At 35.9% G+C, this 13,935-nt stretch carries 14 protein-coding genes; 10 read left to right on the top strand and 4 right to left on the bottom strand.

Annotated features, from left to right (window positions below):
• From DRF60_RS20070 to DRF60_RS20085, 4 genes are all read left to right on the top strand, one after another.
• A partial coding sequence (locus tag DRF60_RS20070; RefSeq protein ID WP_116014990.1) for an autotransporter outer membrane beta-barrel domain-containing protein occupies positions 1-1,424 on the top strand: 1,424 nt, incomplete at its 5' end.
• 153 nt (positions 1,425-1,577) lie between these two features.
• Positions 1,578-2,504, top strand: a complete 927-nt coding sequence (locus DRF60_RS20075; protein WP_116014993.1) for a hypothetical protein — start codon at positions 1,578-1,580, stop codon at positions 2,502-2,504.
• Between the two features lie 411 nt (positions 2,505-2,915).
• Positions 2,916-3,275: a prevent-host-death protein gene (locus DRF60_RS20080; RefSeq protein WP_116014996.1), complete on the top strand. Its 360-nt coding sequence runs from the start codon at positions 2,916-2,918 to the stop codon at positions 3,273-3,275.
• Between the two features lie 60 nt (positions 3,276-3,335).
• Positions 3,336-3,677, top strand: a complete 342-nt coding sequence (locus tag DRF60_RS20085) for a nuclear transport factor 2 family protein (protein ID WP_116014999.1) — start codon at positions 3,336-3,338, stop codon at positions 3,675-3,677.
• A gap of 89 nt (positions 3,678-3,766) precedes the next feature.
• Here DRF60_RS20085 and DRF60_RS20090 read toward each other — a convergent pair whose 3' ends face one another.
• Entirely contained in the window at positions 3,767-4,255 is a 489-nt protein-coding gene (locus DRF60_RS20090) for a DUF4142 domain-containing protein (protein ID WP_238640262.1), read from the bottom strand.
• A gap of 491 nt (positions 4,256-4,746) precedes the next feature.
• Here DRF60_RS20090 and DRF60_RS20095 point away from each other — a divergent pair, with 491 nt between their 5' ends.
• The gene (locus tag DRF60_RS20095) at positions 4,747-5,370 is read left to right on the top strand and encodes a hypothetical protein (protein WP_116015002.1); all 624 of its coding nucleotides are present in this window, start codon (positions 4,747-4,749) and stop codon (positions 5,368-5,370) included.
• Here DRF60_RS20095 and DRF60_RS20100 read toward each other — a convergent pair.
• On the bottom strand, positions 5,348-6,859 hold the full coding sequence (locus DRF60_RS20100; RefSeq protein WP_116015005.1) for an alpha-amylase: 1,512 nt from the start codon (positions 6,857-6,859) through the stop codon (positions 5,348-5,350). The two genes, DRF60_RS20095 and DRF60_RS20100, sit on opposite strands and share 23 nt — an antisense overlap.
• A 533-nt stretch (positions 6,860-7,392) precedes the next feature.
• Between DRF60_RS20100 and DRF60_RS20105 the strand changes: the two genes are divergently transcribed.
• Positions 7,393-8,886: a hypothetical protein gene (locus tag DRF60_RS20105; RefSeq protein ID WP_116015008.1), complete on the top strand. Its 1,494-nt coding sequence runs from the start codon at positions 7,393-7,395 to the stop codon at positions 8,884-8,886.
• 90 nt (positions 8,887-8,976) lie between these two features.
• On the opposite strand, the gene DRF60_RS20110 is transcribed toward DRF60_RS20105, so the two are convergent.
• Together DRF60_RS20110 and DRF60_RS20120 are read right to left on the bottom strand one after the other, a co-directional pair.
• Entirely contained in the window at positions 8,977-9,348 is a 372-nt protein-coding gene (locus DRF60_RS20110; RefSeq protein ID WP_116015011.1) for a VOC family protein, read from the bottom strand.
• A 411-nt stretch (positions 9,349-9,759) separates the two neighbouring features.
• On the bottom strand, positions 9,760-10,632 hold the full coding sequence (locus tag DRF60_RS20120; protein ID WP_238640263.1) for an alpha/beta fold hydrolase: 873 nt from the start codon (positions 10,630-10,632) through the stop codon (positions 9,760-9,762).
• A gap of 277 nt (positions 10,633-10,909) precedes the next feature.
• Between DRF60_RS20120 and DRF60_RS21970 the strand changes: the two genes are divergently transcribed.
• The 4 genes from DRF60_RS21970 (at position 10,910) to DRF60_RS20130 (ending at position 13,888) form a co-directional block, all read left to right on the top strand.
• The gene (locus DRF60_RS21970) at positions 10,910-11,053 is read left to right on the top strand and encodes a bacteriocin-like protein (RefSeq protein ID WP_449384877.1); all 144 of its coding nucleotides are present in this window, start codon (positions 10,910-10,912) and stop codon (positions 11,051-11,053) included.
• A gap of 27 nt (positions 11,054-11,080) precedes the next feature.
• On the top strand, positions 11,081-11,227 hold the full coding sequence (locus DRF60_RS21425; protein WP_167443753.1) for a bacteriocin-like protein: 147 nt from the start codon (positions 11,081-11,083) through the stop codon (positions 11,225-11,227).
• Between the two features lie 1,165 nt (positions 11,228-12,392).
• Positions 12,393-13,550, top strand: a complete 1,158-nt coding sequence (locus tag DRF60_RS20125) for a terpene synthase family protein (RefSeq protein WP_116015014.1) — start codon at positions 12,393-12,395, stop codon at positions 13,548-13,550.
• A gap of 152 nt (positions 13,551-13,702) precedes the next feature.
• On the top strand, positions 13,703-13,888 hold the full coding sequence (locus DRF60_RS20130) for a hypothetical protein (RefSeq protein ID WP_116015016.1): 186 nt from the start codon (positions 13,703-13,705) through the stop codon (positions 13,886-13,888).
• Positions 13,889-13,935: the final 47 nt, after the last annotated feature.

Below are 13,935 nucleotides of genomic sequence, written 5' to 3' on the forward strand. Positions count from 1 at the left end.
CTGCAGCTGTTTACAATTTAAATTCGTCGGATTTTCATGTCTCTTATAATGGTACCGCCAATGCGGTATTCAATCTTCCTGCAGCCATCAGCGGAGTGGGAAATTTTAAGGGACGAATGTATACTATCAAGAATAATACAAACTTTACCATAACGGTAAATTCTGCTGCCCCGGAAACCATTAATGGAAGTGCGAGTATTACAGTACCAGCGAATCAGAGTGCCCAATTGATCAATACCGGACTTACAGGTGCCAATTCTACATGGGAAGTAGTCTCCATGGGATCTTCTTCTACAGGTGATTACATTATTGTAAAACCTAATGCATCTCAATCTGTTTCTACAGGATCAGATGTAACGTTTGGATCCGTAATTGCTTCCAATAATATTACCTACAATGCCGGAGTTTTTAATTTAAAGGCCGGCAAAACCTATGTACTGCGCTGTCAGCTACATGCTACAGACTTCTCCCTGGCAGGCGGCTTTTTTGTGTACGAATGGGTTGATGCTTCCAATAATTCTGTACTTCCATCCAGTACCACCGGAGTTGTTGACGCAATAAATAATTATCCTGCGACCACAATCGGAGGACAACCAGAAGCATATGCCATTTATAGACCTACTGTTGATACCTCAGTAAAAGTAAGGCTGGGCGGTGCCGGAACAGCTCAATTAAATCCGGGTATAGGATTTATGTCAATTACAGAACTTGAAGGAGGCAGCGGTAGTGGAACTACCATCATCAATAATAACATAACAGCGAGTAACGGTCTTAACCTGTCGGGCACCGATGTTAAATTAGGAGGTACCCTATCCCAGCCCACCCATATTGCTACTGCCGGAAATAACCTAAGCATCGACGGAACCGGAAAAGTTTTGATTGGAACCAATACGGTACCTGCAGGAGCAGCTAACTCTAAAATTGTTATAGACAATGGAACCACTAACGGTGCGCTACAGATTAAAGACGGTACAGAGCAGTTGGGGTATGTACTGACCAGTGATGCTAATGGACTGGCCACCTGGTCTTCTACGGTTACCACTGCATTTGCCGACAACTGGTCAACCTATACAGGCACATTAACCAATCCTTTTACAAGTACAACAGGTGCAAATACTCAGGCAACAGGAACTTCAGTTGTGATTCCTGCAAAAGGATGGTATTTTTTCCGTGCAGGAATTACCATTCAGTCAAATTGTAATGACTATGCATTCTATATTAATGGAATTGGAGACATTTGGAGAACCTACTGTAATGTGTCAGATATTCAGATGATGTCTCCCCGGGACCAAAGCCGGGTACTTTATTTTGCAACACCGGGAACTTATCCTATCATAGCTAGCAAAACCAATGCAGTAGTACCAACTGGATTTAATATTGGAAATCCGGGCTTCTATGTAAACTTTGTAAAATTCCAAAATTAAGGAAACGACAATAACCATGATTCTAAATACATAAAGCTGAAAAACTGAACTGCTGCAAAATTCCCTCATTCCTGCAGCAGTTCATTTAAAATAAACTCTCCCTATCAAACTAATAATTATTTACCTGCTATTTATTCATTTAATTTTATTAATATGAAAAAAATGTTTTTCCTGCCATTAATGGCCCTTTTAAACAGTAGTCTGATGTATTCTCAATCCGGAAATATAGGCATTAATACCAGTGATCCGGGCAGTAAGCTAACTGTTAATGGCTCATTTGCTGCAACCTACAAAACCACAGGAGCAAGTGGACCTGTTGATGCTAATGATTACTATATCGCCTACAACGGCAACAGCAACGGTACTTTAACACTGCCTGCTGCTGTGACCGGATCCGGCAATTTTATTGGAAGAACTTATCATTTCAAAAATACCGGAACAGCAACATTGTCTATTGCAGCCAGCGGAACAGAGCTGATTGATAATCAAAGCGGTGCAGGAGTAGCTTCTGTCAGCGTACCTCCAGGTTACTATGCTTTTTTCATAAGCAAAGGAACAGTGACCAATACAACATGGGAGCTTATTTTACTCTCAAGCTCCAGCAGTCTGCCCGCAGCAGCATCTACGTATGCCTTTTCCACAATAAGTACTACAACCAGGCAGTCTCTTCCTGCTACAGCCAGCGGACCTTATATCAACGCTGAAATTAATTATCCCCAAGGAACGGTCATCAATACAGGAAATGTAATGAATACGGCCAATGGAAGGTTTACTGCCGCTACCAGCGGATATTATATGTTTTACGGCTCTACCCAGTTTGATAACGGCGCAATTGCCGGTGCTCCCAATTTTGCATGGGCTATATTATATCTTGTAAAAAATTTCAGTACCACTCCCAATAATGTATTGGTTCAGTCTTACCAGTCAAATCCGGGTATATTGGTCGGAACCAACGTTTCGTGCATCACCTATCTGAATGCCGGAGAAACCGTGAGTATGGCTTCAGCAGCAGCTGTAACCAGCGGGACGACTTACCAGGTAGTGGTAAGTTCATTTTACGGATACAAAATAGCTAATTAAACTGCACAATATTATATAAATTGGTTAATTCCCCTTCATTACATGATGCCATACATGATGAGAAAGAAAACAATTTGTTCCCAAACAAAAGGGGGATTCCAATTTATATCTTATGATTAAAATACTTCTAATAAAGAACCTGTTATTCAGGCATTTGAATCAAATATCGCTACTAATTCAGGTTTGGGATTAACTTGAAATAGCACTTTTTTTCCCGGATCATTTTACCTCCTGCAGATAGACCATCTTCATTATTTTTTGCCCAGGACAATACTTCAGGGATAATTATTTTTTTCATAAATGGTTAATGTTGTGCGAAAAAGCTATTGAATAGTAGTTATTAAAAAGTTAAATTTCTATTTTACTTTGATTCTTTTAAGCTTCTGAGTAAATTTGTACAAAAATAAAATAATGAACTATACACTTGAGCTCAATACTCAGGATGCTTACTCTACTGTTGTTTTTAATACAATCGTATTCGACTCGTTCAAGGTTAATATAGTTGAAAGATATACAGGGCGAATGAATTTCCAGCCAAAATTATCCTATGCCTTATTTAAAGTAAGAACCCTGGATAATGAAATTATCAAAACAAGAGACGGTAATGGAAGAGTCAAAATTAAAGGAGATCATTTTGAAACTTACCAGAAACTGATAAAGGTCCTGAATTCCTATGCTTATAAAAACAAACTGATGAATGTAAAAGAGGCTCAGGAGGATTATGTCCATTTCATTTTGAGCCTGGTAATTGTTAATTATCAGCTTAATTAAATCCTTTTATCAGGATATTAATGACCATTATTGATTTATACACTTTCCAATATCTGTCTTATGGATAATAAAACTGTTTTAGAAAAAGCAAATGATGCCATTTCAAAGGGTGATTATGAAAACTTTCTTTCGTATTGCAGTGAAGATACAAAATGGATATTTGTAGGAGACCAGGTTCTTACAGGAAAAGAGGAAGTGCGGAATTATCTGGCAGATACCTACAGAGTACCGCCAAAGTTTGATGTAGAATATATGGTAAGTGAAGGAGATTATGTAACTGCCGTAGGCTTAATTAGTCTTCTGAACAAAGATGGCCGCTGGACAGACTATGATTATTGTGATGTTTGGAGATTCAAAGATGGAAAAATGGCAGAGTTGAGAGGTTTTGTTATTCAGAGATAATTCTTCAGTTATTTAAAGCGATTTTAATAACATTCTGCAAATAAAAGCTCCTCTAATAAAAGAGGAGCTTATCTTGTAATTGCCATCAATTATTTTACGGCATTTTTTGCTTTTTCAGATTCCATTAAATGATGCTCTAAAGTTGGCAGTGTTTTGCTCACAAAAGATTTTAAAGATGCCTCTTTACCTTCTGAAGCTTCTTTTTTAAATTCTTCTATATCTTTTTTATGATCACTGACCATAAGATCGGTATATTTTTGATCGAACTCTGTTCCTTTTTTAGCCTTCAGATCATCATATTTTTTCTGCTTTTCGGCATCCAGGCTGACCGGCAGACTGTAGCCTGCTGTCGCAGCCCATTTCCTGAGTTCATCATTAGCTTTACCGTGATCTTTTACCATCATTTCCCCCAATGCTTTTACTTTTGCATTGGAAGCATTAGTGGCTGCAAGCTGACCCATCATTACTTCCATCATCCCTCCTTTGGCTGCGGCATCTGCAAATTTTTTATCCTGATCACTGAGCGAATTTTTAGTGGCCATATTATCCGTCATTTTAGTAGAGTCCGTAACCGTCATGCCAGATTCAACCGGTGCAGATACAGTCGAACCATCTGTAGTTTCGTTTACAGATGTAGTTTCATTTTTTTGCAGGCTATCAAGGCAGCAACTGCAAAAAGTGTTAAAACAAAATTTTTCATAATAATAATTTTAAAGTGGTGATAAATAATGAAGCATATAAGCACTTCTATACAAATACAACAATTTATTTGCCAAAATCCACCTTTTCACGATGTCATTATATTTATAAACATCATTTAATAAAATTTTTATAAAATTAGCTAAGCTTTACGGTCTTCTACAAGTACAATTTTATAATTTAAAATTTATTGGCTATGAAAATGCCCAACCTTAAACGGCAAAACCAGACTGGCAAAGCTGTGAATAAAATGGATTTAAATTATTTTTTTAACTAATATCCATATTTTTATGTATTTAATATCTGTACTTGTATTTTTTGATATATTTGCAATAAAAATCTTTCAATTTTTAAACAAAATATATTTATTATGAAAAAACATTACTATATCATAGCTTTTCTCCTTCACTTTTCTGGAGCCGGAGCACAATCATTCACGGTTGAGCAGAAAGCCCAATTTAATAAAAGTGAAACCATACAGTTGATGACAGGGGGCAATTCAACCATTAAGGGACAGGCTTTTGCTAAAGATAACCGATCCGGCATCAAAGGAATTGCTGTCCTTAACATCAATAAAAGACAATATGCACCCAAAGGGACTTCTATTATTGTAATGCCACAAACTGCCTATTTTAAAGAATGGCAGGAAGTAAGCAAAAAGTATGAAAAAGAAGGTAAGATAGTAGAACTGCACAAAGAGGCCAGAGCCTGCATTAAAGTAATACAGGTAAAGGATGATAAAGGCAGTTTCGAGATCAATAACCTCATGCCCGGACAATATTTACTGATTACAGGGTTCAACTACATACAGGATAAGCAGCAGACTTATACCTTGGGTTATGCGAATACCTACATCAATAATACTCTTCAGAGCTCAAGAGAAATACAGGGGCATCATTACTTTAAGATTATTAGTGAGGCAAACATCCGAAAATCCGTTACCATTAAAAAAGATGGCGATGTGGAAGACGTCAATTTAAGGCAGACTCTTTAGCCACCGTTAAGTCAATAAAATCTTCTTTAACCCATACGCTTACAGATTGTGAACTGACCACAAATCTGGCTTTGCCATTTTCATCTGTTTTGATTTCATCTTTTCTTTGCCGGGTAAAATCCCGGTATACGGAATCTGCATTTTCTTTTCCAAGTTCTATGTCTTTATAGCCTTCTTCACCGTTGGACAGGACTACAATACATCCGGGATACTCGTTCTTTCCTTTTCTCACCCACGCAATGCAGTTAGGATGATCAAAATAGCTGATCTGCTCACCATAGGCAAACTGCTTCCTTGCTTCAAGCAGCTCAGGCAGAATTTCCACCTTCGGCATAATGATCCTTATTTCTTCACCATCTTTTGTGTCCGTATATTCCGCACCGAAAAGATCGGGATAGAAAACACAGGGATATGCTTTTTCCGATAATAAAATAATAGCATAAGCCAGAGGTTTGAACCAATCCTTTACAGCTGATTCCAGAGATTGCAGCTTCTGTGTGTCATGATTTTCAACAAACGATACGGAAAGAACAGGCTTTTTTTCCATAAAACTACCTTTTAAAATCTGGCTGAGATCATAATCTTTTTCATCCTTTGATGCTGTAAAAAAGTTGTAATGGAGAGGTACATCAAAACAGGAGATCATGTCATTGATTTTATCAGAAAAATCAGATATTTTCTCAGATTCCGACTTCCAGAATTCGCCCAAAATATAACAGTCCGTATTCAGCTCTGTTTTTATATATATAATCCATTCCTGTAAGAAATCAACTGAAATATGCTTCAGGGCATCCAGACGGAATCCATCCACATGGGTAGTTTCCAGATACCATTTGATCCAGTTTTTCATTTCTCTGACCACATAAGGATTACGGTACTCTACATCAGCGCCCATCAGATAATCATAATTTCCGAACTGATGGCTTACCGCCTGGTTCCATTCTGTTCCGTACTCATTGTGGATTTTAAAAATACCCTTTATCCCTTTATGATCTTTCTGGATGACATCTATTCCGCTAAAACAGGTATGATCCCATATGAAATCAGAATATTTTCCATTCCGTTCCGGGAAAAAGAATTTCGTAAAAGCTTTTGCGGTGAAAGGCTTGCCAGTGGTTTCGTTCCGGTTTTCCTCATCAACCTGATGCACGGTAATAGTTTCACTTTCATCCCCTCCCATTCTGTGATTCAGGACGGTATCGGCATAAACGGATATACCCGCTTCATGGGCTTTTTTAATGGCAGACAGGTATTCTTCCTTTGTTCCGTATCTTGTGGGAATGCCCCCTTTCTGGTTAAATTCTCCCAGATCATACAAATCATAAACATCATATCCTCTGCCCTCGGGTCCTAAGACACATTTTGTAGCAGGCGGAAACCACACTGCCGTAAAACCCAGATTTTTAAGATAGTCACACTTTTCTGTAAATTCATTCCACAAATTTCCTTCATGATACCAATGAAAGAATTGTATAATAACTCCATTCATATTTTACATCGGTTTTCTGTTAACATTCAGAATTAATTTTAATCTGAAGATATTTATACTGCTACTGTATTACAGAGTACGTTATTTCATAGTAAACAAACATCGGGTTCTGGCTGAGATTCTTTTCTGCCACAAAGAAACTTATTAAAACTAATGATACTAATGATTTCATGCTTAAAATTTTGTGACATGTGTAAAACAAAATTAGAAAAGGGATATCTGTTTTTTTATGACTCATATCATAAAGGCTGATATTTGAATCTATTTGCCTTAAAGGGTGACTATCACTGCTAAGAATCTAGCGAGATTGTGAAAATTATTCTTCTGGAATAGTTAAAGATATTTTTATGACTACAGTCATAATTCAATAATTTGGGATTTATTAAATTTACTTATGATTTTTGCTGATACTATTGATCAAAATCCATATGATCAGATTAATATACAGTTTGAATTAATTGCAAATACCTATCACTGGAGGTTTGTGGGCCAGATACTGACTTAATCTTATCGTAACATTAAATTAATTAACCATGAATTCAATTCTTATCCGCTATTCCCGAAGTTTTCTATTGCTGTTTTTCTTATTTCTGTTCTTTACAGGAAAGGCTCAGATTGGGATTGGAATTTCCACTCCCGATGCAAGTGCCATGCTGGACGTAAGTTCCACAACCAAAGGAATGCTGGTCCCAAGGATGACAACAGCCGAAAGAACCGCCATACCCTCTCCCACTGACGGACTTATGGTATATGATACTACATTGAAGTTATTTTATTATTACGTAAATTCCACATCGTCATGGTCTCCTGTAGCAAGCAGTGTATCCGAAAGACTTAACTTTAAGCGTATAAAATCTACTGATGTACTGAATACAGTTTTAGCCGATGAACTTGCTGCCGGAGGTGGGGGAAAATATCTTATGGACTCCAATACACTGTACGAGATCAATGGTCAGATAACATTCGACCTGCCCATCGATATAAATAATTCTTACATAACCGGCCAAGACAGCAATAACGACATTATCCGGAGAACTTCGGGCACCATTTTTGAGGGAGCTACAGGCGGCAGTATCAGAAGCTTAACTCTTACTGCACCGGGTGGAAATATATTCAATTTAAACGGATCTGCTACACAAAACCTTATATTTCGGGATTGTATTGTTGCTAACTCAAATACTGTTGGAACTGTTTCTGGTTTTGGCCTGGTATTTTTAAGCATTATTCAATTTACAGGAAACAGCAATGGTATAACATATAATAATATAACACAGTTGTTACTTAGCAATATAGGCTGGTTTGGCAACAATTCCGGGACGTATGAGCGATTAACAGGCACTTTCACATTAGTAGAAAAGCAGGGTGGATTCAGTCAGGTAAATGGATCTGCCACAGGATTTGATGTATCGGCATCCGGCCTTACAATAACTGGTGATGCTGTTATGGAGTCTGTTGTTTTTACTGGCACCAATACTGGAGGTTATATCAGGCCATACGGTACTGGAACCTATCCCGGATATAATTTTAACAATAGCTGGACGGTAAGGTCAGCCGGAATACCTACTGAATCTGACACCAACGCAGTTGGAGATTTTGCTGTAGACTATCCTGTAGGAACCGGCATCGGTGTCAGTTTTACGAATAATACAAATCCCAGTAACATTGTAAAGGTTGGTACCGCATCTTCAGCTTCCACCTCATCCAATTTATTCAGATTTTCAACAGACGGTATTCCCAACAGATTAAGATATCTGGGTAAAAAGAAAAGAATTTTTCAAATAACAGGGTCCATTTCTTTTCAGGTTCCCGCAGCAGGAACTTATATCATATACATTGCCAAGAACGGAACTATTTTAAGTCAATATAAAGTGTACGGCAGAGGATCATCTACCAATGATATTGTTGTACTGCCAATAAACGGAACCACTGAACTTCTCAATAATGATTATATTGAAATATTTGCTCAGCGATATACAGGCTCTAATGGTGATATTATAGTTCCGAATATGACTGTCACAATCAAGTAATTGAAATTGGTTCTATGCAGTCTTTTCAGCTCTTGAAAATTGCCAGGAAGTAAAAAAAAGCTGTAATCTAATGTTTACAGCTTTTTAATGTTATTCCAATCTTTCCTGCATATTAAAAACTGTGCCTGCCGGGTCAGTAATCCAGTGCATATTTTCAGGAAGCTCCTCAATTTCGTCACAAGTTTCTACACCATTCGACTGCAAATATTTTGTAGCTTCATCTATGTTTGGAACAGTAAGCTGTAACCAGGTTTCAGAATGTGTGTAATTGTCTACACAATCCAGCCATACAATGTTGCTGCCAAATTTCACTTTGTGGGTTCTGGAAACTGTAGGATTGGTAATTGGTTTTTCTTCAACCTCGAGCTTCAGGATATTCCTGTAAAAAGCAACTGTTTTTTCATATTTATTTTTGGGAATTTTTATGGCTATATTAATGCCTGCTTCAAATTTTGTATTCATATTGCTGTAGTTTTAAGTTGCAGAATGTAATAGTTTAATAAACCTTTACACCTCAATATCATCTGTTATAATTTCTCTCGTACACTTATACTTGGTTATAATTACTCCTTTTGATGTCACATGGTTTTCTGTTAAGGCAAAGGCTGCGGGAACTGTACCATTGTCAAATAGCTTTTTTCCTTTACCAGGAAGGATCAACGGGTAAATTTTTAGCTGAAGATCATCTACAAGATCCTGTTTAATAACAAATGAATAAGCTCACCACTCCCCCGGCCAAAAATCAGCATGATCTTATCTTCTGCCCAAAAAGCTTATCGCCATAAATTTGTTTGCCTTTGCGATAAAAATACAATTTGTTTCAGGTATTTTCTTATCCCAAACTCAGGGTAGTTAAGATAATTTATTATTCAGTTACTTCAGAAAACTGTTCAAATAGTTCAGAATCGTTACTGCATCCATCATCAGGCTAACATGACCCTGACCTGGAACGATTGCCAACTGAGATTTAGGCATAGGCCCTAGGTCTGCAGAAATATCTCCTCCCAACAATTTATAGGTTTTTGCCAGCTCAGCTTTATCCAGTCCGTCATTGTCACCGGCTATGATTAAAACGGGTGCAGAAATTTTAGAAATATTAGAATCGCCCAAGTCAAAAGGCTGTCCGACAGTCCCAATCATCTGCTCTAAAAATCTGGTCCATTTCGTTTTATCAGGTGCTACAGCTTCATAGGCAGCCTGCATCGGACTGTTTATAAAAAGATCGGGTTTCATGCTCTTAAAAATATTATTGACTTCAGGTATCCAGCCGGTGCTTTTATAGGTGGCAGAAATAATAACCAGCTTATTTAATCTTTCAGGACTTTGTATCGCAAACTGGTAAGCCACAGCACCACCAAAACTATATCCTACTATATCTGCCTTGCCAATTTTCAGATTATCCAGTACTCCTTTTACATCACCTGCTAAAGTAGTATAAGATAATTTTCTGTCCGAAAACGGCGTGTGTCCGTGTCCCTGTAATTCGATGGCAATTACCTTCCGGTTCTTCGCCAGCTCAGGGATCAATTGCCCCCAATTCATATCAATGGTCATAAAAGCACCATGCAACAATACAACAGGCTTTCCTTCTCCATAAACTTCATAATAAACTTTGAGTCCATTAACAGGTGTATAGCCACTAACGGAAGGTTTTAGTTTTTGACCATATAGCTGTGATGCTGTAAACATAATGATTGCCACTGTTAACAGCTTTAGAGCTTTAAAGAATCTGAATGAATTTTTCATAATATTATTTGGATTAGGTTGATCGAAACTTTTAACCAAAGTTACCAAGTCATTACGAAAGCTGACTTGCCACAAGACAAGATTTAACTGAATGAAGTTATTCTTGTAGATTCCGCTTAAATACTTCAAACATTATTCATACTATATATTTACTAGGCTTAAGAAAGTATGAAGAAAAAATATCATATAAAAAACTCATTCAAGATAACATTTTATAAATAATTTCACTGAATTGAATAAAATTCATTAATTTCGGACAGAACTAAACCTTATTATTATGAAAAATTTAAAGAAAATCGAAAGACAGGAAATGAAGGCCATTACAGGTGGTATTAACTGCACGGGGGGCCAGCTGTGCTTAATCAGCGGTAAATGGCAATGCATGCCATATGACGGATGCGGTGGTGGAAATCAACCCTAAATTTAAGTTTAACCCAATTACTTTATTATGAAAAATTTAAAAAAAATTGCAAGAGATCAGTTGAAAAATATTAATGGCGGAGCATTAAGTTGTTCCGAAGCATGCTGCCCGCCTCCGGGAATAAAAAGGTGTCCGTGGGTGATTTGTGTAGCACCATGTGATATATTAAGCTAAAAAATAATCCAGTTTCTGAATACATTTTTCAGAAAATAAAAACCTTAGAATCCAAGATTCTAAGGTTTTTTGTAGAGAGAGGACCTGGTATACTCAAAGCTTCTCCTCTATTTTGAAATAAGTCGCTAATATTCTGGCTTGATTAGCTATCCCTTTGACAAGTGTATTAGGTGTTAAAAATATAATATCACGATTGGTATTATTTTCAAAACACAGATATATATTATTATCCTTAACATATTTTAAACTAAAAATATCTTTTTGTTGTAGCCTTCCCTATCTCAGCATCAGTTTCAGGATCATTATTAATGAGTGATAAAAATTGATCTGAGCGTTCTTTTGAAAATGCTTTTTTTCTAATTTCTTATAATTTCCCGTTAGGGAGAATTGTGTAGAATCTATGAGTATTGTAGTTTTAGCTACAATTTTACCTGAAAATAACAATAAGATAGCTAAAAAAACAGTAAATATTTTTTCATTCTGTGTTTTTGCAAAAAAACAATATTTTTTTTATTAAAAAAACTAAATATAGATTGTTATTCACTTCATAATTATGAATATTGCTATGGAAAAAATGTTACTTTAGCCCTGATCCCTTTCTTATTTATTTTTCATGCATTTGCCCTAGTTTGTACACCTCTTTAATTGCCCAATCAATTTTTTTGTACAATTACCAACAGTCTTTAAAAGTTCTTGAATTTTTGCTTCTTGTCAAAAATTTAAAAAATAATATGGATTAATGTGGAACTTTATTAGTGTTAAAAAGAACAACTAAAATGATAATTATATGAATTATTAAATTTTTAACTTTAGTGTGAGAAACTAAAACCAAAATCACCATGCATCATTAAAAAAATGATTCCAATAAAATCAGAATTGATTCCATTTTCTCTTTAGAAAAAAATACCCATTAATTTTTAACCTTACTAGAGCTATTCATAATTGATCAAGAATTGAATATTCCGGAATTATTGCTGTCTATTTGATAATTTCAATGAGGATAAATTATAAATTAAGCTACATTTTTACAAAAGGCATTCTATCAATGTAAGCAAATATTATAATCGTGTTATATATTTCATCTCGACACGCCTTACGAAAAGCATTTAGATGAATTTTTATTGCTAATTGCTCTATTACATAAAATTTAAAAACATCAAAATCCATGAAAACACTTGAACTATTAAATGAACAAAGTATCCATACAGATACTGCAATTGAACAACAGCCCCTACAATTTTATCTTCGTAAATTTAAGAATATACAGCGGTATAAGTGCTACCCTTTATATAACGAACAACTAAGCAAAGAACTTGTAGAATGGGGAACTAAAAAAAGTGGCATCAAAAAAGGAACAAAGGCATATCATCATACCATTTCCAGTGGTATCAGTTACTGGATAGCATTATGTTTTCCTCTCACTAAAGATTTGAATAAATTTAAAAAAACATTTTATTTTTTTCAAATGTTTACTACTATGGATGATCATGCAGATGAAGATTGGGGAGACGCAAAAGCTGATTCTGAAACTATAGTTAAATTCTGGAAGAAGGCTATAAAATTAGTAGAGACACTAAGGGATAGTGCTCCGTGGAGTATTAAAGTACTTCGTACTATTTTGATGAGGATGCCTAATATCCCTATTTATATGCGAAGAAACTTCAGTACTATGAAAAGTATTATAGATGATCTGTCACCCATGCAGAGAGAACGTTATATCAACAGTTTTAAAAGCTACATGGAAAATGCTATGTTACAGGCCCAGATGAGCGGTAAAGAAAAAAGCACCACCCTAGAGCAATATAAGGAGTATAGAGTGAAAAGCATTGCTTCTATTCCCTGTACATTAATGCTGGAATATTTATATAATATAGAGTTGACGAATGAGGAATATTTTCATCCTAAGCTGCAGGAATTAGAAAAAATAGGAACCCTTCATATAGCATTTATCAACGATCTTTTTTCATTATTTAAAGAATATAAAGGAACGTTTGAGAATCTTCATCTTGCTGTTTCCATATTTATTCTGAATGAAGGAATGACGCTTCAACAAGCCATAGATAAATTATGTGATGAAATAGAACAAATGCAGGAAGATTATATTCAATTAAAAGAAGAGTGGTTTTCAAGTGGTGAGTATATTTCAGATAATGTTCGGCGATTTATTGAAGGACAGGAGTATTATATGGCGGGAAATGAAAAATGGCACAGGCTTTCTAAAAGATATCACGGTGAAAGCTTCAATACAACAATAACTTCCGGCATCATGAAGCGGAGCTCGGAAGGAGGAACAATATATATTCCAGATGATTATAAAAAGTAAACAGGCATTCCTTAAAAAGCCCATCTCCCCTTTTGAAAATTATACTTTGCCAAAAACCATTGGACAAAAATTTCCAGCCAAATAAGAATTTGTTGTTTGAGGGATCAGTCTCAAAAGTTGGGGGGAATTTTTAGTTGTTGTATCTTTGTTTTATGTTAAGCGATCAGGAACTTCTTAAATTATTACTTCCAGAATTTTTAGTTGAACACTTTGATATCATCAAAGCACAAGAGCATAATGCTGAACTTCATATTTATTTTGAAGAAAAAAGTAGCATTCCTGAGGAAATAAACTACCCCGGGGCAGAGCCCCGAAGTATTAGAAATCAAAAAGTGTAAGTTGAGCCTCATGCACTTTTTGATATTCTTTTTCTTTTCCTTGATTT

This window comes from Chryseobacterium elymi (genome assembly GCF_003385495.1).
Lineage (GTDB): Bacteria > Bacteroidota > Bacteroidia > Flavobacteriales > Weeksellaceae > Chryseobacterium > Chryseobacterium elymi.

Coding starts and splice junctions, on each gene's coding strand:
- DRF60_RS20075 (WP_116014993.1), top strand. CDS start 1,578: ATGAAAAAAATGTTTTTCCTGCCATTAATGGCCCTTTTAAACAGTAGT.
- DRF60_RS20080 (WP_116014996.1), top strand. CDS start 2,916: ATGAACTATACACTTGAGCTCAATACTCAGGATGCTTACTCTACTGTT.
- DRF60_RS20085 (WP_116014999.1), top strand. CDS start 3,336: ATGGATAATAAAACTGTTTTAGAAAAAGCAAATGATGCCATTTCAAAG.
- DRF60_RS20090 (WP_238640262.1), bottom strand. CDS start 4,255: ATGACGGTTACGGACTCTACTAAAATGACGGATAATATGGCCACTAAA.
- DRF60_RS20095 (WP_116015002.1), top strand. CDS start 4,747: ATGAAAAAACATTACTATATCATAGCTTTTCTCCTTCACTTTTCTGGA.
- DRF60_RS20100 (WP_116015005.1), bottom strand. CDS start 6,859: ATGAATGGAGTTATTATACAATTCTTTCATTGGTATCATGAAGGAAAT.
- DRF60_RS20105 (WP_116015008.1), top strand. CDS start 7,393: ATGAATTCAATTCTTATCCGCTATTCCCGAAGTTTTCTATTGCTGTTT.
- DRF60_RS20110 (WP_116015011.1), bottom strand. CDS start 9,348: ATGAATACAAAATTTGAAGCAGGCATTAATATAGCCATAAAAATTCCC.
- DRF60_RS20120 (WP_238640263.1), bottom strand. CDS start 10,632: ATGAAAAATTCATTCAGATTCTTTAAAGCTCTAAAGCTGTTAACAGTG.
- DRF60_RS21970 (WP_449384877.1), top strand. CDS start 10,910: ATGAAAAATTTAAAGAAAATCGAAAGACAGGAAATGAAGGCCATTACA.
- DRF60_RS21425 (WP_167443753.1), top strand. CDS start 11,081: ATGAAAAATTTAAAAAAAATTGCAAGAGATCAGTTGAAAAATATTAAT.
- DRF60_RS20125 (WP_116015014.1), top strand. CDS start 12,393: ATGAAAACACTTGAACTATTAAATGAACAAAGTATCCATACAGATACT.
- DRF60_RS20130 (WP_116015016.1), top strand. CDS start 13,703: ATGTTAAGCGATCAGGAACTTCTTAAATTATTACTTCCAGAATTTTTA.